Source organism: Nonomuraea rhodomycinica (genome assembly GCF_013363995.1).
Classification (GTDB): Bacteria; Actinomycetota; Actinomycetes; order Streptosporangiales; family Streptosporangiaceae; genus Nonomuraea; species Nonomuraea rhodomycinica.
Window position 1 is genome coordinate 182,000 of the sequence record NZ_JABWGO010000009.1, and the last position, 19,062, is coordinate 201,061.

Annotated in this window: 14 protein-coding genes; 4 read left to right on the forward strand and 10 right to left on the reverse strand. The window is 74.2% G+C overall.

Annotation, left to right across the window (positions count from 1 at the left end; genetic code table 11):
* Positions 1–7 precede the first annotated feature (7 nt).
* On the reverse strand, positions 8–481 hold the full coding sequence (locus HT134_RS30895; RefSeq protein WP_175604001.1) for a VOC family protein: 474 nt from the start codon (positions 479–481) through the stop codon (positions 8–10).
* 50 nt (positions 482–531) lie between these two features.
* Here HT134_RS30895 and HT134_RS30900 point away from each other — a divergent pair, with 50 nt between their 5' ends.
* Positions 532–1,230 (forward strand): TetR/AcrR family transcriptional regulator, encoded by a 699-nt coding sequence (locus HT134_RS30900; protein ID WP_175604002.1) that lies wholly within the window; start codon positions 532–534, stop codon positions 1,228–1,230.
* Here the strand turns inward: HT134_RS30900 and HT134_RS30905 are convergent.
* The 7 genes from HT134_RS30905 to HT134_RS30935 all read right to left on the reverse strand — a co-directional run bounded on the left by HT134_RS30905 (position 1,170) and on the right by HT134_RS30935 (position 11,464).
* Entirely contained in the window at positions 1,170–1,664 is a 495-nt protein-coding gene (locus tag HT134_RS30905) for an MSMEG_6728 family protein (RefSeq protein WP_175604003.1), read from the reverse strand. The two genes, HT134_RS30900 and HT134_RS30905, sit on opposite strands and share 61 nt — an antisense overlap.
* Before the next feature lie 43 nt (positions 1,665–1,707).
* Positions 1,708–4,521: a DUF5682 family protein gene (locus tag HT134_RS30910; protein WP_175604004.1), complete on the reverse strand. Its 2,814-nt coding sequence runs from the start codon at positions 4,519–4,521 to the stop codon at positions 1,708–1,710.
* Complete coding sequence (locus tag HT134_RS30915; protein WP_175604005.1) at positions 4,518–5,633, reverse strand: ATP-binding protein; 1,116 nt, start codon at positions 5,631–5,633, stop codon at positions 4,518–4,520. Before HT134_RS30915 ends, HT134_RS30910 begins: the two co-directional genes overlap by 4 nt.
* 12 nt (positions 5,634–5,645) lie before the next feature.
* On the reverse strand, positions 5,646–7,082 hold the full coding sequence (locus tag HT134_RS30920) for a VWA domain-containing protein (RefSeq protein ID WP_175604006.1): 1,437 nt from the start codon (positions 7,080–7,082) through the stop codon (positions 5,646–5,648).
* Positions 7,079–8,572: a hypothetical protein gene (locus tag HT134_RS30925; RefSeq protein ID WP_175604007.1), complete on the reverse strand. Its 1,494-nt coding sequence runs from the start codon at positions 8,570–8,572 to the stop codon at positions 7,079–7,081. Before HT134_RS30925 ends, HT134_RS30920 begins: the two co-directional genes overlap by 4 nt.
* Positions 8,572–9,063 (reverse strand): hypothetical protein, encoded by a 492-nt coding sequence (locus HT134_RS30930; protein ID WP_312888573.1) that lies wholly within the window; start codon positions 9,061–9,063, stop codon positions 8,572–8,574. The genes HT134_RS30925 and HT134_RS30930 overlap by 1 nt, the downstream gene beginning before the upstream one ends.
* A 145-nt stretch (positions 9,064–9,208) precedes the next feature.
* Positions 9,209–11,464 carry a S9 family peptidase gene (locus HT134_RS30935; protein WP_175604008.1) on the reverse strand — a complete coding sequence of 752 codons (2,256 nt, stop codon included), beginning with the start codon at positions 11,462–11,464 and terminating at the stop codon, positions 9,209–9,211.
* A gap of 293 nt (positions 11,465–11,757) precedes the next feature.
* On the opposite strand from HT134_RS30935, the gene HT134_RS30940 reads away from it, so the two are divergent.
* Genes HT134_RS30940 through HT134_RS30950 form a run of 3 tightly spaced genes read left to right on the forward strand, consistent with a single transcriptional unit; the run spans position 11,758 to position 14,907 of the window.
* Positions 11,758–12,054, forward strand: coding sequence for a hypothetical protein (locus HT134_RS30940; protein ID WP_175604009.1), 297 nt, complete (start codon positions 11,758–11,760; stop codon positions 12,052–12,054).
* Positions 12,054–13,163 carry a bifunctional WXG100 family type VII secretion target/C40 family peptidase gene (locus HT134_RS30945; protein WP_175604010.1) on the forward strand — a complete coding sequence of 370 codons (1,110 nt, stop codon included), beginning with the start codon at positions 12,054–12,056 and terminating at the stop codon, positions 13,161–13,163. Before HT134_RS30940 ends, HT134_RS30945 begins: the two co-directional genes overlap by 1 nt.
* A 40-nt stretch (positions 13,164–13,203) precedes the next feature.
* Positions 13,204–14,907, forward strand: coding sequence for a RecQ family ATP-dependent DNA helicase (locus HT134_RS30950; protein ID WP_175604011.1), 1,704 nt, complete (start codon positions 13,204–13,206; stop codon positions 14,905–14,907).
* On the opposite strand, the gene HT134_RS30955 is transcribed toward HT134_RS30950, so the two are convergent.
* Complete coding sequence (locus tag HT134_RS30955; protein WP_246365894.1) at positions 14,904–17,207, reverse strand: S9 family peptidase; 2,304 nt, start codon at positions 17,205–17,207, stop codon at positions 14,904–14,906. The two genes, HT134_RS30950 and HT134_RS30955, sit on opposite strands and share 4 nt — an antisense overlap.
* The gene (locus HT134_RS30960) at positions 17,207–19,006 is read right to left on the reverse strand and encodes an N-acetylglutaminylglutamine amidotransferase (protein ID WP_312888574.1); all 1,800 of its coding nucleotides are present in this window, start codon (positions 19,004–19,006) and stop codon (positions 17,207–17,209) included. The genes HT134_RS30955 and HT134_RS30960 overlap by 1 nt, the downstream gene beginning before the upstream one ends.
* Between the last annotated feature and the right edge of the window lie 56 nt (positions 19,007–19,062).

Sequence of the window (19,062 nt, forward strand, 5' to 3'; positions counted from 1 at the left end):
GGCCCGGTCAGGTGAGTTCGCGCTCGCGGCGCTCGGCGCTCTCGCGGGCGTCGTCCACCGTGAGCACGTCCGGGCCCGGCTCCGTGTGGTGGCTCGTGGTGTAGAAGCGCACCTCGTGCCCGTCCGGGTCGTGGAGCTCGGGCAGGATCCAGCCGATCGTGGCGAAGTGGACGCCGGCGTGGGTCTCGCCCAGCGCGACGAGCCTCTGGGCGAGGTCGTCGATCTCCTCCTTGCCGGGCACGCCGATGGCGAAGTAGTCGAACCCCGCGGCGGCCTCGGCCCGCGCCGGGTCGAGGCGCAGGGCCAGCATGGGGCCGCCGTTGGGGTGCCGGAGGGCGCAGCCCATGAGGATGCCCTTCTCCCGGAACTCGATCTCCACCTCGTAGCCGAGCCTGGTGTTGTACCACGTCAGGGAACGTTCCAAGTCGCTGACGGGAAGCTTGACGTGGTGGATACCGTCGAGCCGTGGAGCGTCCGTCATGGCCAGCCTCCTTGCAGTCGAACTGCATCGTTGCAGTTATACTGCAACGCATGTCGGACCCCGTCAAGCGCGACCTGCGCGCCGCCCGCGTCGCCGAGACCGAGACCCGGATCCTGAGCGCCGCCGTCGAGCTGTTCCTGGAGAACGGCTACGCCGGCACGACCCTCACCGCGGTCGCCGAGCGGGCCGGGGTCGGGCACCGCACGCTGTACGTCCGCTTCGGCACCAAGGCCGCGCTGCTCAAGCGCGCCGTGGACGTGGCCTTCGCCGGCGACACCGAGCCGGTCGACGTGCGCGGCAGGCCGTGGTTCACGCTCGCGCTCACCGCGCCCACCGCCGCCGAGCGGATCGAGGCGCTGGCCGTGGGCGGGCGGCTGATGATGGAGCGGGCCGGCGACATCCTGGCCGTCGCCCTGGAGGCCGGCGCCGTCGAGCCCGACCTGGCCGCCGCCGCGCAGGCCGCCCGCGAGGCGACGCGCGAGAACATCGGCGCGTTCTGGTCCCGGATGGACGACGACGGCCTCGTGCCGCCCGGCAGCGATCTCGCCTGGCTGACCGACACCACGACGATCCTCGTCCACGCCGAGACCTACCTGCTGGCCAGGAAGATGATCGGCTGGGACGCGGACGGCTACGAGCGCTGGCTCGTCGCCACGCTCACCCGCCTGCTCGCCGGCACGCGGCCGGATCAGGAGAACGCGTTGCCCGGCAGGCACGACGGCGGCCGGTCGGAGGGCGGCCACACGTAGGGCAGGTCGTCCGGCTCGGGGCCGAAGAGGGGATCGTAGAAGGCGTGGTCCTTGCGCAGCAGGGCCGAGCGGTGGCTGAGGTGCAGCGCGGCGTCGCCCAGCCACGGCGGCAGCTCGCCGTCCGTCGCCAGCTCCGGCTGGGCGCGTACGGTGCGGTGGCCGCAGTGCTCGGCCACCTCCCGGCTGATCGTGCCGGCGCAGGTGTCCTGGCGCCCGGCCGCGCACCACCGGCGGCACACCTCCAGGCCGTACCGGGCCAGGGCCTCCTCGTAGCCGGCCCACATGCGCACCGCCGGGTGGTGCCGCCAGCCGTAGCCGGGGACGGTGAGGGCGCGCAGGATCTGCAGCGCCTCCACCCGCTGCTTGCCGAGGCGCCGGAGATCCAGCACCTCGGCGCAACGCACGAAGTCGGGGTACGGGAGGAATGTCTGCACTGGCCCTGCCCCCTTCTCAGCGGCCCCTGCTCTCCCGGCACCCCTACCCCGTGGGAGCCACCAGACCGGCGACCGCGAGCGCCGTCTCCGGGTGACGGGCCAGCAGCGCGACGGCCTCCGCGTACGCGGGCGGCTCGTCCGCCTGCCAGCCGCCCTCGCAGCCGAGCAGCGCGGCCACGGCGTCGCAGGTGTCCGGGTGGGCACGCAGCAGCTCCGCCACCGGCCCGCTCGCCGCGACCCCCTGGCCACCCGCCGTCGCGGGCGGTGCGGCGGGCCGCTCCCAGGGCGGCACCCAGGCGTCCAGCTCCACCAGCCCGGCCGGGAACGTGCGGCCCGCCTCCCGGACCAGCACCGGGACGAGCTCGCGCGCCTGGTCCCGCAGCGTCGTGATCAGCTTGGGCAGCCACGGCAGCAGCACCGCGTCCGGCAACCGGCCGAACGCCTTGGAGATCACCTCCACCACGAACGGCGTGAGCGCCGGCACCGACTCCAGCGCCTGCACGAACCCGCTGATGTAGAGCGGGAACGACGGCACCACGAGCGGGTTGGCCAGCAGCCCGTCGCACCGCTCCCGCAGCGCGGCGAGCGGCAGCAGCCCGAGCTGCGACTGCGCCCCCCACAGCAGCGCCACCTTGGCCGGCGCCTGCGGATGCGACTGCTGGACCGCCAGTTCGAGCTGGGCCCGGTCGCAGCCCAGCGACAGCGCCAGCCCCTCCATCGAGAACAGGAAGCCCAGCATGGCGCCCACCTGCCGGACCCCGGTGTCCTCGGCCACGAACGCGGTGGGCAGCAGCGTGCAGTAGTGCGCGTAGCCGGTGGTGACGAACGCCTCGCACCAGGCCGGCAGCTCCGGCTCGGCCGCCCGGAAGTGGGCGAGCAGGCGGCGCATCCGGCGCAGCACCTCGGGCGCGTCGTCCACGGTGCGCTCGGCCGACAGCAGCTCGACGGCCCGCGCGCCCAGCTCGTCGGTGAAGCGCCGGCTGCCGAGGAACACGATCGAGTCCTCGACCGCCTCCAGCGCGGTCGCGGCCGTGGCCTGTGGGTCCCAGACCGCGCGGCGCAGCCGCCGCTCCAGCACCTGCTCGACGGTGACGCCCTCGTAGCCGAGCTCGATGAGCGAGCGCTGGTGCTGCCCGAGGGACAGGTCCCAGCTCTCCTGGAGAGACCGCTCGCCGAGCCGCCGCGTGCCCATGATCGGGCGCACCACGCCGTCGGGCAGCAGGTAGCGCAGCATCCACAGCAGGTGGGAGCAGGGCGCGAGCTCGGGCTCGGCGCCCAGGTTCATCAGCGCCCGCTGGACCGTGCGCTTGTGCAGGTCGAGCCCGAGCGGCTCCAGCCGGTCGTAGACCTCGCGGGCCAGCGGCGGCATCGACGCGTAGCCGACCTGCCCGATCCGGTCACCGCCGAGCAGGATCTCGCACAGGTGCCGGACGTCGCGCCGGCCGGGCACCACGTCCTTCTCGATGCAGGTGACCGCCGCGTCCTGGAAGTCGTACGGCGTCGGCCGGGCGCGGTCGCGCATGCCCGCCAGCAGGATCGACGTCTCGTACACGGCGATGGCGTCGGCGGTGCTCGACAGGTAGCCGTTGCGGCGGGCCAGCCGGACCAGGTCGACGCACCAGCCGAGCAGCTCGGTCTCGTCGAGCCCGCCCAGCTCGGGCGGCTTGGACAGGAACCCGCTGAGCCGGTCGGGCACCGGGCCGGGCACGGTGACCTGCGGCTGCGCCGCCTTCTTCGGCTTCGCCTTGGTCTGCTGCCCCTCCAGCCGGTACGGCTTGACGCCGCCGCGCGAGACGGCCTTGGTCCAGGTCGCCGCCGCGATCGACACCGAGCCGGAGGCCAGGCCGAACTGGGCCTCGATGGCCGAGTGACTCGACGGGATGAGCCCGTACAGCCAGCGCGTGCCCGTGCGCGGGGTGACGGTGTAGGTGTCGGAGCCCGCCAGCCCGAACTCCTCGACGCGGCTGGCCGCGTGGAAGGCGCCGCACACGTACATGGCGCGCGCCGGGTCGGCGCCGGAGGTGGACAGGTGCTCGCGGATGCGCGTCCACATGTGGCGCTCCCGCTCCTCGTCGCGCGCGAGCCGGTCGCCCCGCTCCGGGGCCAGCCGCCGGAACAGGCTGCCGATCAGCACCATGACCTGCCGGTAGGTGTCGTGGTCGGCGTCGAGGAGGGGCCGTTCGACGTACTGGTCCCACCACTCGGACCAGTGGCGCACCTTGCCGTGGTGCAGCAGGTGGGCCTCCAGCTCGGCGAAGCGGGGGCGCAGGTCGCCGATCTCGATGCCCACGGCGTCGCCGTGCAGCGCGGCGTCCTCACCGTGCTCGGGGTCCGGCGCCGGGGCGTCGTCCCTGTCCTTGTCCTTGTCCTTGTCCAGCCACTGGAAGACGTGGTCGGCCGAGCGGTCCACCAGGACCAGCTCGACGCCGGGCGTCTCCAGCGCGTACGCGATCACCTGGTACTCGGCCGACGCCTCGGTGATGGGCGCGACCACGCTGAGCGGCCCGGAGCCGGCGGGGAAGCCGTCGAGCTCCGTCGCGAACGCCTGCAACGCCACCGGCAGGCGGCAGTTGCGCAGCTCGTCCAGCAGCGGGCGCAGGTCCTCGCACAGCTCCAGGTAGACGACCTCGGGCCGCTTCTCCCGCAGCCGGCGCGCCATGGCCAGGGCCGAGGCCGGCGAGTGGTGACACACCGGGAAGATCTCAAGCTGCTCGCGCAGCGCCCGGTCGACGTCGTCCACCAGGCCCGCGAGGATCTCCGACAGGGAGGCCGGGGCGCCGGCGAAGGCCGCGGCGGCCTCCAGCAACTGCTCGCGCAGGGCTGCGAACGGGCCCTCGACGGCCCCGGGCGCGCTCATGACAGGGTGGCGATCGCCTGGCGGCCGCCTTCGAGGAAGTCCGGCCACTGCCCGCCTTCCTTCTTGCTGCGGGGCTCGACGACGCCGTGCCAGTACTTGTTGAGGATGGCCAGGTCCTCCGGGCTGCGCCGGGCCAGCGAGCCGACCAGCGAGCCGGCGAGGGTCTGCGCGCGCAGCGTCCGGTCGCCGAAGAAGTGGCTGTGCAGGATCGCGTCCTCCAGCACGCCGATCTGCTCGGCCGTGGACAGCGACGACTCCAGCCGCTCGTCGTCGCTGGAGGCCGACTCGGAGGCGGCCCGCAGGTCGGCGAAGCTCTGCAGCAGGATGTCGAGCAGCGTGGGCGGCACGTCCAGCTCGATGCGGTGGCGGCGCAGCAGCTCGGTGGTGCGGAAGCGGACGATCTCCGCCTCGCTGCGCTTGTTCGTCACGACGGGGATGCGCACGAAGTTGAAGCGCCGCTTCAGGGCGGAGGACAGGTCGTTGACGCCCCGGTCGCGGCTGTTGGCGGTGGCGATGATGGAGAAGCCGGGCTTGGCGAAGACCACGTTGTCGTCGTCGAGCTCGGGGATCGACACGTACTTCTCGGACAGGATCGAGATGAGCGCGTCCTGGACGTCGCTGGTGGAGCGGGTCAGCTCCTCGAAACGGCCGATCACCCCCTGCTCCATCGCGGTCATGATCGGCGAGGGGATCATCGACTCGCGGGACTGCCCCTTGGCGATCACCATGGAGATGTTCCACGAGTACTTGATGTGGTCCTCGGTGGTGCCGGCCGTGCCCTGGACGACCAGCGTCGAGTTACGGGAGATCGCGGCGGCCAGCAGCTCGGCCAGCCAGCTCTTGCCGGTGCCCGGGTCGCCGATCAGCAGCAGGCCCCGGTCGGAGGCGAGCGTCACGATGGCCCGCTCGACGAGGCTCCGGTCGCCGAACCACTTCTGCTTGATCTCGCGGTCGAGCCCGTCGGAACGCTCGGACCCGAGCACGAACAGCCGCACCATGCGGGGGCTCAGCCGCCACGAGAACGGCCTGGGCCCGTCGTCCACGGACTCCAGCCAGTCCAGCTCGTCGGCGTACTTCGCCTCGGCGGGTGCACGCAGCATCTCGTCGGACATTCGGGGGTTCTCCTAGGTGAGGAAGTTCTTGAGCTCGGACACGAGTTTGCCGATGTGGCCCGACAGCACGGGGGTGCCCAGATCCTTGAGCTTCTGGCGGAACCACTGGTCCACGCTCTGCTGGCCGGAGCTGTTGACCGAACCGACCGGGATGAACTTCACCCCGGACTTGTGCAGCGCCTCGAAGTCGACCATGAGTGACCGGTCGTCGTAGAAGTCGGAGATCCACACCAGCACGGTGTTGCGTGGTTCGGCGATCTTCGGCCGGGCCATGGCCATCGCGACCGGGCCGTGCGTGCCGCCCCCGAGGGTCGTGCGCAGCAGCACCTCGAACGGGTCGCTCACCCACGGCGTCAGGTCGAGAGCGCGGGTGTCGTACGCGATCAGGTGGACGTCCACCTTGGGCGGCCCCGCGAAGATCGACGCCAGGATGGTGCAGTTGACCATGGCGTCCACCATCGAACCCGACTGGTCGACCACCACGATGAGCCGCTGCGGCGTGGTCTTGCGGGCGGTGTGCCGGTAGAAGAGGCGGTCGACGTACAGCCGCTCGTCCTCGGGGCTCCAGTTGGTGAGGTTCTTCCAGATCGTCCGGTCGAGGTCGAGGTTGCGGAAGACCCGCTTGGGCGGCACCGACCGGTCGATCTTGCCGACGCTGGTCTTCTCGACCTGGGTGCGCAGCACCTGGGCGACCTCGTCGACGAACCGGCGGATCAGCGCCTTGGCGTTGGCCAGCGCGATGCCCGACAGGTTGGCCTTGTCGCGCAGGAGCTGCTCGATGAGCGACATGCTCGGGGTGAGCTGCCGGGCGAGCGAGGAGTCGGCCAGCACCTCGCGCAGGCGCATCCGGTTGACCAGGTCGCCTTCGAGGCCGGCCAGGACGCCGCCCAGCTCGTGTTCGCCGCGGCCCCGCACGCCGCCGGGCTCGTGGCCGAGGGCGCGCTCGAACCAGCCGGCGTCCTGCTGCCAGCAGGCGAGGTCGCTCGCGGAGACGGGGCCCGAGCCGGTGGCGAACACGTTGAGCAGCAGCTTCGACACGAGCGCGGCCCGGCGCACCTCGTCGGCGCCGATCTCCTCCGACTCGGGCAGGCTCTCGGGCGCCATCAGGCCGTCGAACTCGGCGGCCAGGTCGGGGAAGCGCTGGACGACGTTGTCGATGGAGACGGACGGGTCGAGCAGGGCGGCGGGCAGGCCGAGGTCGCCGACGACGGCCATGCTGCCGTTCTCCAGGGTGGGCTGCTCGTCGGCCTCGAAGAGGCGCGACAGCAGCCGCCAGTAGAGGAGCTGCCGCCGGTTGGCGTCGGCGGAGCCGGCGGGAGGCTCGGCGGCGGGCCGGGCGGCAGGCGCCGCGGGGGACTCCGCGGGGGACTCCGCGGCGGGCTGGGCAGGGGAGTCCACGGGGGGCTCGGTGGAGGAGTCCACGGGGGGCTCGGTGGGGGCTTCGCTCATCGCCGCAGCAGCCGTCCCGCCCGCTCCTGGAGCACCGCCACGACGTCGCCGGCCTTCGCCTCGGCCTTGACCGCCTTGGGGTCGGTGGGGCCGAGCGCCCAGTCGCCGTTGCCGGCCTCGACCGGCTTGCGCTTGACGGTCGCCTGCACCGCCAGCGGCTGGAGGGCCCACCGGCCGCCGTCCCACCGGACCAGGCCCACGCAGGCGCTGGAGGCCGCCACGAGCTGGGGCGTCAGCGGGCCGCACGAGGGCAGCCGGTCCATGTCGAGGGCGAGCGTGCGGCCGTCGAGGGTGAGCGTGCCGTCGCCGCCGACCGTGTAGCCCTCCACCAGGACCGGCTCGGCGATCCGTACGGGATGCCGGTCGAGGGGCGGCGTCGGCGCGGCGAGCGCGCCGGCGAGCTGGACGCGGGCCACGGCGAACGGGTCGGCCGGCTCGCCCGCGCGGGCCCGGTCGTCGTGCCAGACCAGGTCGCCGCCAGGCAGCAGCGGCATGCCGGTCAGGTCGAGGGCGCGGTGCTCGGCCAGCGCGGACAGCAGCACCGGGTGGCCCGCCAGCAGCCGCCACACGGAGGGGCCGGTGATGGTGTCCACCTTCATTGCGCCGACGCTCGCGCGCACCAGCCGTTTCGGCTCACCGCCCGCGGGCTCCAGCACACCGTGGACCTGGACCTGTACGGCGGTGCCGTGCTCGTGGACGTCCACGCCGAGGACCAGCAGCCGCCCGGACACGGGAACCGCCCCGTGCCCCCCGGCCAGGCCGCCCGGCTGGGCCAGCAGCACGGCCCGCGTCCACAGGTCGCCCCAGCGGCGGGCGGGCAGGCTCGCCATCAGGCCGATCGGGCTGGAGGCGGCCAGCTCGGCGGCCAGCCCGTCGAGCAGCACCGCGAGCCGGCGCGCGCCCGGCTCGGCGAGCAGCGCCTCGATCGTCTGGCTGGACGCGGAGACGAGGTCGTGGTCGACGCCGCGCCAGCCGGTGATGGCCACCTCGTTCAGCCAGGACCGGGAGGCGGCGAGCAGGTTTGCGGGCACGTGCGCCGGCTCGCCGCCGGATGCGCCCGGCTCGCTCTCGGCCGTACCCGGCCCGCCCGGCTCGCTCTCGGCCGTACCCGGCACGCCGGGCTCGTCGTCCGTCCCGGCGGGAGGGGCGGCGGGCCAGGGCGCGCGGTCGCGGCCGAGCGCGGCGTCGAGCCGGTCGAGCAGGCCGTCGTGGACGGCGCCGAGCAGCGCGGCGCGGGCCCCGGCGAGCGCCGCCAGGTGCTCCTCTCCGACCGACCCCGCGGCGATCTTGGCCGCGGCCTCGGCCGCCCGGTCGCCCAGCGGGGTGCCGGCCATGGCACCGGCCAGCGCCGTCAGCGCCCCGGCCCGCTCCTCACCCAGCCGGGCGAACCCGTTGGCCAGCGCCTCGTCGAACCCCGCCACCAGCTCCAGGGCCTGCCCGGCCCCCGTGACGTCGCCGTCGAGCAGCGCGGCGATCTGCACTCCCAGCATCAGGCACCCGCTCCCGTCGCCGGGAACCAGTGCAGCTCGGCCACGGCCTGACCCGTGCCCGGCAGCTCCAGGTAGGCCAGGTGACGCAGGAACCGGCTGAACACCATGGACGCCTGCGTCCGCTCCTCCTCGCCGTCCAGCGCGTCGAACAGGTCACCGTCCTCGCCGACCTCGACGCGCAGGTAGCCGGCCACCCGGTCGAGGCCGTACTGGATGACGGCCTCCGCGACGAGCGCCCGCAGGTGCTTGCACGGCACGCCGTACAGGCCGCCGCAGACGCGGTTGTTGTTGGTGCTGCAACTGAAGGCGTGGGTGCCGGCGGCGATGGACGAGACGTACACCCGCTCGATGTCGGAGCCGCTCGACACGACGCCCTGCAGGCGCCCGTCGGCCAGCTCGACGAACGGCACCTTGGCCAGCTTGCGCGGCCGGACAGGCGGCACCACCGGCACCACGCTGCGCCGCTCCCACGCGGTCATGTCCGCGCTCACGAACCCTCCGACCTCCCAGCCCGTACGGCTCGCGGACGCCTGATCGTGCTGCGGCACTACGCGAACGGCCGATTTGATGATCCGAGAATGTACCGGAACCCACCGACAGTCCGGGACCGAACAAGATCAGCCGATTCGGGCGTCCTCAGGAAGGCAGGGCCCGGCGCAGGAACCCGAGCTGGTGCAGCAGCAGGTTCTCGGCCACGGACTCCTCGGCGGGCAGGTGCGTCGTTCCCGGCAGCGGCAGCACCTCGTGCGGTTTCCCGGCCGCGAGCAGGGCCGCCGACATCCGCAGCGTGTGGGCGGGCGCCACGTTGTCGTCGGCCAGGCCGTGGATGAGCAGCAGCGGCCGGGCGAGCGACGCGGCCTCCAGGACGGGGGAGCAGCGGTCGTACGCCTCGGGGTGCTCGTCCGGGTGGCCGAGGTGGCGCTCGCGCCAGTGGGTGTCGTACAGCCGCTGGTCGGTGACGGGCGCGCCCGCGATGCCGGCGTGGAAGACGTCGGGCCGGCGCAGCACCGCGAGAGCGGCCAGGAACCCGCCGAACGACCAGCCCCGGATCGCCACCCGCGACAGGTCCAGCGCGGGCCGCCGGGCCGCCGCCTCGCGCAGCCCCTCCACCTGGTCGTCGAGCACCGGGCCGGCGAGGTCGAGGTGGATCTCCCGCTCCCAGGCCGGTCCGCGTCCCGGGGTGCCCCGGCCGTCGATCGCGAGCACCGCGAAGCCCTGCTCGGCGAACCACTGCGACACGTACGTCCACCACGCCTGCTCGGCGGTCACCTTGCGCAGGGCGGGGCCGCCGTACGGGTCCATGAGGACGGGCAGCGGGGCGTCGCCGGGCCGGTGCCAGGACGGCAGGAACAGGGCCGCGCGCAGCTCGCGGGGGCCGAGCGTGAGCAGCTCCGCCCGGGGCTCCAGCACGGGGCGTTGCGCGTACGAGACGATCTCCACCGGCGCGCTTCCGGACGACGGCGGTGCGGACGCGGCGTGGACGGTGACCCGGGTGCCGGGGCGGCCGAGGGCGCGGGAGAAGAGCACGGTGGTGCCGCCGCCGCGCACCGCGCTGTGGACACCCGGCTCGGCGGACAGCAGGCCGGCGCCGCTGTCCGGGCCGGCGGCCAGGGGATGCTCGCCGGTGTCCGGGCCGGTCAGCGGGCGGGCGCCGGTGTCCGGGCCGGTGAGGGGGCGGGCGCCGGTGTCCGGGTGGTACGACCAGACGTCGGTCCGCGTCGGCTCGTCCGTCGCCGCGAACAGCACGGTACGGCCGTCCACCGACAGCACGCCGAGGAGCTGGAGGCCGGGCGGGGTCACGGGCACGCCGTCGGCCAGCAACCGGCGCGTGCCCCCGATGTCGCCGCAGGTGAACAATGCCCCGGCCGAGTCCCGGACGGGCAGGCCGGGCAGGAGCTCCACCCAGGCGTCGTCGCGCTGCTCGGCCAGCACCCGCGTGGCCCCGGTGTCCGGGTCGAGGCCGAGCACCTGGACGTGCCGCTGGTCGCGGGCCTGCACGGACGCGTACGGCCCGGCGGCGTCCCAGCCCGCCTCGGTCAGGTACTCGAACCCCTTGGCGTCCCAGGCGACCGGGGTGAGGGCGGCCTCCCCCTCGGCGTCCGCGATCCACAGGCTGACCTCGGCGTTGGCCGTGCCGGCCGACGGGTAGGGGAAGCTGACGGCGGGCCGGGAGGGCTCGGCGGGGTCGGCCAGGTGCCAGCGCCGCACCGGCGCGGTGTCCACCCGGGCGACCAGCAGCCGGGTGCCGTCGGGCGACCACCAGTAGCCGCGGTGACGGCCCATGGACTCGCTCGCGACGTGCTCGGGGAGCCCGAAGGTGACCTCCGGCCCGTCCGGGACGGCCACCGCCCGGTCCCCGCCGCCCGCCACGGCGCCCCCGCCATCAAGAGCGTCCCCGGACTCCGGAGCCTCCCCGCGCTCCAGGGTGACCACGCGGAGGGCGCCACCGCTCACGTACGCGACGCGGCGCCCCGCCGGGTCCGGGCGCGGGTCGAGGACCGGCTCGGCCGCGGCGACCGGCCGTACCTCACCGTTGCTCACCCGGACCGTCCACAACCGGCCGGACAGCGCGAAGGCCACCAGCTCGACGGCCGCGTCGGCGGCGTACGCGACGATCCCGGACGACAGCTCGCCGGCGCGCTGCCGGCGGGTGAGCTCCTCGGGCGAGAGCCGCTCGTCCGCGCCCACGAGCAGCGCGCGGGGGTCGGCGAGGAGGCGTTCGCGGCCGGTGGCGACGTCGAGCGCCCACAGGCAGCTCACCGGATCGTCGCCGGCCCGGCTGCGCAGGAAGACCACGGTCGCGCCGTCGGGCGAGACGGTGACCTTGCCGGGCGCGCCGAGCGTGAACCGCCGGGTGCGGGCGAGCTGGCGGGGCAGGGAGGGGCCGGACATGCTGCTCCTTCGGGTAGCGCGTGACGGCGGGGCGGGGCCCCGGCGCACGCGACGGACATCCGAAAAGCAGCGTGGCCGCCCCGATGGAACAGGAGCGGCCGTATCAGTCCGGGTGACTCTAGCAGAGGGGCCGCGACCCGGGCCGCCCACGCCCGCGCGGGCCGGCCTCCGGACTCGGCGATCTTCTCGTGCGCGTCCAGGTCCTTCGGTTAAAGTGACGGAAGCGCTTATTGATCGCATCCGTGGCGGATGTGTTCATGAGGGACGTCATGACGATCCGGTGGGCGGTGTAGATGGCGGGTCTCGACCTCCAGTACAAAGCGCTCGACGACGGTCAGACCGTCGCGGGTGAGCTGGTCAAGGACTACAGAGCGGCGGCGGGCGACTATCCGGCCACGGCCAGCTCCCTGATGTTCGGCAAGCTCGACGGCGCCTCGGCCCTCGCGGGCCTGCTCGACAGCGTCGAGAAGATCGCCAGCGAGGACCTTGAGTACGCCCACCGCCGGCTCTCCGGCGTCGAGTCGGGCCTCGAAGAAGTGGAGACCAACACCCGCAAGGCCACCAAGGCCGGCGACGTGGCGGCCGTCTGATGGGCGCCAGCGAGACCGTGGACGGGCTGCCCGGCGACGGATCCAAACTGGCCGGCATTCTGGAGAAGCTCACCGGCGACCCCAGCGGCATCCGTGAGGTCGCCAAGCGCTGGCGCGGCACGGCGGGCAAGGTCAGCACCGGCACCGGCAAGCTCGGCACCGCCGTCAAGAACATCAACGCCGGCTGGCAGGGCGGCTCCGCCGAAGACTTCGTCACGTACATGCGTGACTACCAGGTCGCGGGCGACGCCCTCCACGACATCCTCAGCGGTTGCGCGGGAAGCCTCGACACCGTGGCCGACGAGATAGAGAAGGCGCACTCGAAGGTCAACAGCCTCTGCGAGGGCGTGCTCGCCCAGGTCCGCTCGTTCAGGAAAGCGAACCCCGACGCGTCCCAGAAGGACTTCGACGCGGCCATCGCTCCAGTGGTCAGCCTCGCGCGCGGCGAGGCCGAGAAGCACCTCGCGGCCGCCGAGGGGGCCGTCAACGACGCTGAGAAGGCCATCAGGGCGAAGATCAAGGCCAAGCACGTGTCGTTCAAGGGCATCAAGCAGGTGAGCGACGACCCGTTCGGCACGACCGGCTGGCAGCCGACCCCCGTGCCCAAGTTCGGGACCACCTCGCTGGCCGGCTACGACGGCGGCGGCGGGAACGGCGGCGCGGCGCCCGGCGGCTACTCCGGCGGGACCGGCGCCGTCGCCACGTCCTTCTCGGGCGGCGGCGGGACGCCCGTGCCGATCGTGGTGGGCAACGGCACCGGGGCCGACATCGTCAACGCCGCGCGGCAGCACCTCGGCAAGCCGTACATCTGGGGTGCCAACGGTCCGTCGGCGTTCGACTGCAGCGGCCTGGTCTACTACGCGATGAACCAGGCCGGCATCAAGGTCGGCGACGCGACCGCCGAGTCCTACCGGGTCAGCGGCCAGGCCGTCACGGGCCCGCCGCAGCCCGGCGACCTCGTGTTCTTCGGTCAGCCGGCCACGCACGTCGGCATCTACATCGGCGACGGTCAGATGATCCACGCCCCGAAGCCCGGCGACGTGGTCAAGCAGTCGTCGGTCGCCAGCAACGCGAGCATCGGCGTCGTCTCGTACCGCCGCTTCACCTGACGCCCGGCATACCCCTGCCCACCTGGGTAGGGGCCCGGCCATGCCAACGCGTACCTCCGACGGCGGCGTGCGGGACAGGTGCGAGCACGCGGCCCGCCGGCTGCTCGGCCTGGACGAGCTGAGGCCCGGCCAGCTCGACGCCATGACCTCGCTGGCCGAGGGCCGCGACACGCTGGTCGTGATGCCCACCGGCAGCGGCAAGTCGGCCGTCTACCAGGTGCCCGCGCTGCTGCTGCCCGGCCCGACCCTGATCGTGTCGCCGCTGATCGCCCTCCAGCGCGACCAGGTGGAGGCGCTGCGCCGGCAACGGCACGACGAGAAGGCGACCAGCGTGGACGCGAGCACGCCGGCGGGCAGGCGGGCGGCCACGTTCGAGGCGCTGCGCGCGGGCGAGACGGAGTTCCTGTTCTGCGCGCCCGAGCAGCTCGCCCGCCCCGACGTGGTGCGCGAGCTGGCCGAGGCGCGCGTCTCGCTCATGGTCGTCGACGAGGCCCACTGCGTGTCGGCCTGGGGGCACGACTTCCGCCCCGACTACCTGCGGCTCGGCTCGGCCGCCGAGGCGATCGGCCGGCCGGTGATCGCGGCGCTCACGGCCACGGCCGCCCCTCCGGTACGCGAGGAGATCGTCCAGCGGCTCGGCATGCGCGACCCGCTGCAGGTGGTGCGCGGGTTCGACCGTCCCAACATCACGCTGTCGGTGCGCCGGGAGCTGTCCGACCCCGCCGACGCGCTCGTCGCGGCGGTGCTGGAGCAGCCGTCGCCGGGCATCGTCTACACGGCGACGCGGCGGCGGACCGCCGAGCTGGCCGGGCGGCTGGCGGAGGCGGGGCTGCGTGCCGAGGCGTACCACGCGGGGCTGCGGCGGGGCGAGCGGGACGCGGCGCACGGCCGGTTCATGGCGGGCGAGCTGGACGTCGTGGTCGCGACGAGCGCGTTCGGGATGGGGATCGACAAGCCCGACGTCCGGTACGTCTTCCACAGCGAGATCCCGGGCTCGCTGGACGCCTACTACCAGGAGATCGGCCGCGCGGGCAGGGACGGCGACCCGGCCGAGGCGCTGCTGTTCTACCGGCCCGAGGACCTGGCGCTCCAGCGGTTCTTCACCGGCGCCGTGCCCGACACCGAGGCCCTGGAGCAGGTCGCCCGCGCGGTCGCGGACGCCGCGGGCGAGGCGGACCCCGCGGGGAAGGCGGGCGTTGAGGGCAAGGCGGAGATCGACGGCAAGGCGGGCGTCGAGCGGAAGGTGCTGCGTGAGCGCACCGGGTTGTCGGCCCGGCGCCTGACCACGCTGCTCGACCTGCTGCAACGCAGCGGAGCCGTGTGCCTGGAGACGCGCCGCGTCACGCCGGTCGCCGGCGGCCCCGGCCCGGCCGAGGCAGCCGCGCGGGCGCGCGAACTGGCCGAGCGGCACCGCGAGATCGAACGCACCCGGCACGAGATGATGCGCCGCTACGCCGAGACCCGCGACTGCCGGCGGCGGTTCCTGCTCGCGTACTTCGGCGAGGACCTGGGGGAGCCGTGCGGCCACTGCGACACCTGCCGGGCGGGGACGGCGAGCGAGCCCGTCCGGGAGGAGGGGCCGTTCCCGGTCCACGCCCAGGTGGAGCACGAGACGTGGGGGCCGGGCGAGGTCATCCGGCGCGACGAGGACCGGCTGACGGTGCTGTTCGAGGAGGCGGGCTACCGGGAGCTGCTGCTGGAGACCGTCGTGGACCAGCACATCCTCCGCGAGAGCGGCGGCTAGTGATGCGGCGCGACGAGGTGGTGGGTGAGCCAGTCGACGACCCTTCCGACGAAGACCGCCCGGTTGGCGGGGCGCCGGATCTCGTGCCCCTCGTCGGGGAAGAGCAGTTCCTCGCACACCACCCCGCGCGCCCGCGCCGCCCGGACCGCCTGCTCGGCCTCGTGCACGGGCACGTTCGTGTCGTGGACTCCGTGGACGACGAGCAGCGGGGCCTCCAGCCGGTCGAAGCGCCGCAGCGGCGACAGCGCCCGTAGCAGGTCGCGGTCCTGCTCCGGGTGTCCGTACTCGCCGACCGCCGCGGCGGCGATCCACGGCTCGGTACGGGCATAGAAGCTCTCGAAGTCGGACATGCCGCACACGTCGATGCCCGTGCGGAAGAGCCGGGGATGGGCGACCAGGGCGGCCAGGGTCAGGTAGCCGCCGTACGACCAGCCCATGCACGCGAGCCGGCCCGGGTCGGCGAGGCCCAGCCGTACCAGCTCGGCGGCGCAGTCGGCGACGTCCTCGATGGCGTGGAAGCGCAGCTCGCGGTCGTCGGCCTCGCGGAAGGCCCGCCCGTGACCGGACGAGCCGCGCACGTTGGGCGCGAGCACGCCGATGCCCGCGGCGAGCAGGTTGTGGTAGAGCGGGTTGAAGGTCGGCCGCTCCTGGTCCTCGGGGCCGCCGTGCAGGTACACCAGGTACGGCGCGGGCCCCTGGACGGCCGGGGGCCGGTAGAGCCAGGCGGCCAGGTCGAGGCCGTCGTGCGCCGTGAACTCGATCAGCTCGGCCCGGGGCGCGTGGGCCAGCCGCCCCAGGCCCGCCACCTCCTCGTAGCGCCCCGTGGCGAGGTCGCAGAGCAGCACGTGGGAGGGCTGGTCCGGGCTTTCGGCGGCCATGACCGCCGTGGCGCCGTCGAGGCTCATGCGGATCGAGGTCACGACGTCGGCCGGCAGGGGAGGGAGCGGGGTCACGGCTCCGGTGCCGGTGTCCAGGACCGCCAGGGCGGAGCGGCCGTGCTCGTTCCAGACGAGGACCGCCCACCGGCCGTCGGGGGTCAGGGCGAACTGGTCGAGCTCGGCGTCGTCCCGCCCGGCCAGCACGACGTGCTCCCGCCCGTCCGGCTCCGGCCCGGCCGCCACGCCATGCCGTCGTCCACCGGGCACGCCATGCTCCGAGCCGGTCGGCACGCCATGCTCCAGGCCCGTCGGCACGGCTTCGCCCCGCTCGGCCGCCACGGCATGCTCCCGCCCAGCCGCCGCACCGTATGACTGCGGCCCGCCGCCCGGAAGGCCCGGCCAGGCCGGACGATGGCGACCGTCCGGCGGCGTCACCCCCGGCCGCCGCGCCGCCGTCCCGGAGAAACCCTCCACCCGTCGCGCCGCCGCGCCGGAGAAGCCCTCCACCCCCCGTACGGCCGTGCCGGCGGAACCCTCCACCCGCCGCGCGGCCGTCCCGGCGGAACCCGTCACCCGCCGTACGGCCAGCAGGGCCGGGCGGTCGCGGCCCGCGTCGGAGAGCAGGTAGGCCGTCTCCCCGTCCGGCGACAGGATGCCGTAGTCGGTCGAGCCGGGCAGGTCGGCGAGCAGCGGCCGTTCGCCGTCCGAGCCCGGACCGCGGCCGGCCAGCGACATGCGCCGAGCGCCGCGCGGCCCCCGGCGCAGCAGCAGCGTGGCGTGGTCGCGGCTCACGGCGGCCGGCCGCAGCAGCGGCCCCGCCGCGACGACCTCGCGGCCTCCGGTCGCGGCGTCCACCAGCACGGCCTCGGTCACGCCCGAGGCCGACGTCTCGGCGACGAGCAGCACCTCGCCGCGCCCCGTCCACCGGACGAACGACGCGGAGCCGCCGGGCGGCATGGCGAGCGGGCGCAGATCGTCCCCGTCCGGCCGTACCGTCCACACCTGGGTGTGCTCGCCACCGCCGGGTGCGACGAGGACGGCCAGCCGCGCGCCGGTCGGCGCCCAGGAGACGTCGCAGACCGGCTCGGGACCGGTCTCGACCGGCCACGCGGACACGCCGCGGGCCAGGCGGGGCTCCGCGTCCGCCCCCATCGGTTCGAATCCCGCGCCCGTCACCCCGGAGCCCGGGCCGGACCCGGACGCGCCGGGGTCGGCGCCGGCCCCGGCACGTCCGGGATGGCGCGCCGGGAGTCCCGCGCGACCCGCCGCCGCGTGGCCCGGCAGGGGCTGGATCCACACGCGGGGGCGTCCGTCCCGGTCGCTGACGTACGCCACGGAGCCATGGTCGGGCGCCGGTGACGGGTTCCAGCACCCCCAGGCGTCCAGGCTCTCGGGGGAGGGCAGCGCGGGGGGCAGGGCCATCAGACTCCTTGGGCCTGCAGCCACAGTTCGAGCAGCCCGAGCTGCCACAGGGTGTTGACGCCGGTGGTGGCGCGGTCGCGGCCGGGGTCGTCGAGCAGCGTCCTGACGTACTCGGGCCGGAACAGGCCGCGCGAGCGGGCCGCCTGGGCGGTGAGCGCGTCGCGGACCAGGTCGAGCACGGGCCCGTCGAGGTGGCGCACGGCGGGGACGGGGAAGTAGCCCTTGGGCCGGTCGATGACCTCGGCGGGCAGCAGCCGGCGGGCGGCGTCCTTGAGCACGCCCTTGCCGCCGTCGGCGAGCTTGAGCCCGTCGGGGCAGGCCGCGGCGAGTTCGACCAGCTCGTGGTCGAGGAACGGGGTGCGCGCCTCCAGGCCGTGGGCCATGGTCATGTTGTCCACGCGCTTGACGGGGTCGTCGATCAGCATGGCGGTGGTCTCCAGCCGCAGCACGGCGTCCAGTGCGGTGTCGGCGCCCGGCCGGGCCGTGTGGGCGCGCACGTACGCGGAGCTGACGTCGTCGTCGAGCAGGTACTCGGGGCTCACGATACCCGCCAGCTCCTGGTGCGGCCGGTCGGCGAACGCGGCCAGGTACGCGTCGCCGGCCTGCTCGCGCGGCACCCCGGCCAGCGGCTGGAACCAGCTGTAGCCGCCGAACACCTCGTCGGCGCCCTGCCCGGACTGCACCACCTTGACGTGCCGCGCGACCTCCCGCGACAGCAGGTGGAAGGCGACGCAGTCGTGGCTGGCCATCGGCTCGCTCATGGACCGCACGGCCTCCTCCAGCCCGGTCACCAGACGGCTGTCCGGAATGCGGATGCGGTGGTGGTCCGTGCCGTAGCGCCGCGCCATCAGGTCGGAGTAGTGGAACTCGTCGCCGCGCTCGCCGCCCGCCGCCTCGAAGCCGATGCTGAACGTGGCCAGCCCCTCCTGCCCCTCCTCGGCCAGCAGCGCGAGGATCAGGCTGGAGTCCAGGCCGCCCGACAGCAGCACGCCGACCGGCACGTCGGCCACCATCCGGCGGCGCACGGCCGCGCGCAGCGCCTCCAGCACGGCAGGCCGCCACTCGTCGTCGCCGAGGCCGGCGTGCTCGGGCAGGGCCGAGCGGGTGTAGGCGGGGTCCCAGTAGCGGCGGTCGGTGCTGGTGCCGTCGGGTTCGAAGGTCCGTACGGTGGCGGCGGGCAGCCTGCTGACGCCGTCGAGGATGGTGCGCTCGCCGGGCACCAGGGAGTGGAAGGTCATGTAGTGGTGCAGGGCGACCCGGTCGATCGTGGTGTCCACGTCGCCGGCGGCCAGCAGCGCGGGCAGGGTGGAGGCGAAGCGCAGCCGGTCGCCGCTCCGGGACAGGTACATCGGCTTGATGCCGAGCCGGTCGCGGCCCAGCGTCAGCCGGCCGGTGTCGCGCTCGGCCACCGCGAAGGCGAACATGCCCTTGAACCGGTCGACGCACTCGCCGCCCCACCGGTGGAACGCCTTCACCAGCACCTCGGTGTCGGAGGTGGAGAAGAAGCGGTAACCGGCGGAGCGCAGCTCCTCGCGCAGCTCGCGATAGTTGTACAGGCAGCCGTTGAACACCGCGGCGAGCCCGAGCTCGCCGTCCACCATGGGCTGCGCCGCCTTCTCGGACAGGTCGATGATCTTCAGGCGACGGTGTCCCAGGGCGATCGGCCCCATCGCCCACAGGCCGGAGCCGTCGGGTCCGCGCTCGTGCATCGCCTCGGTCATCCGGTCCACGGCGCCCATGTCCGCCGGTTTCCCGTCGAAGCGCATCTCACCGGTCAGCCCGCACATCCGTCCGTCCACCTTCCGTCATCTCGCATCAGTCCTCGCACCGGATCCGCCGAGTGGCGGGCGCGCAC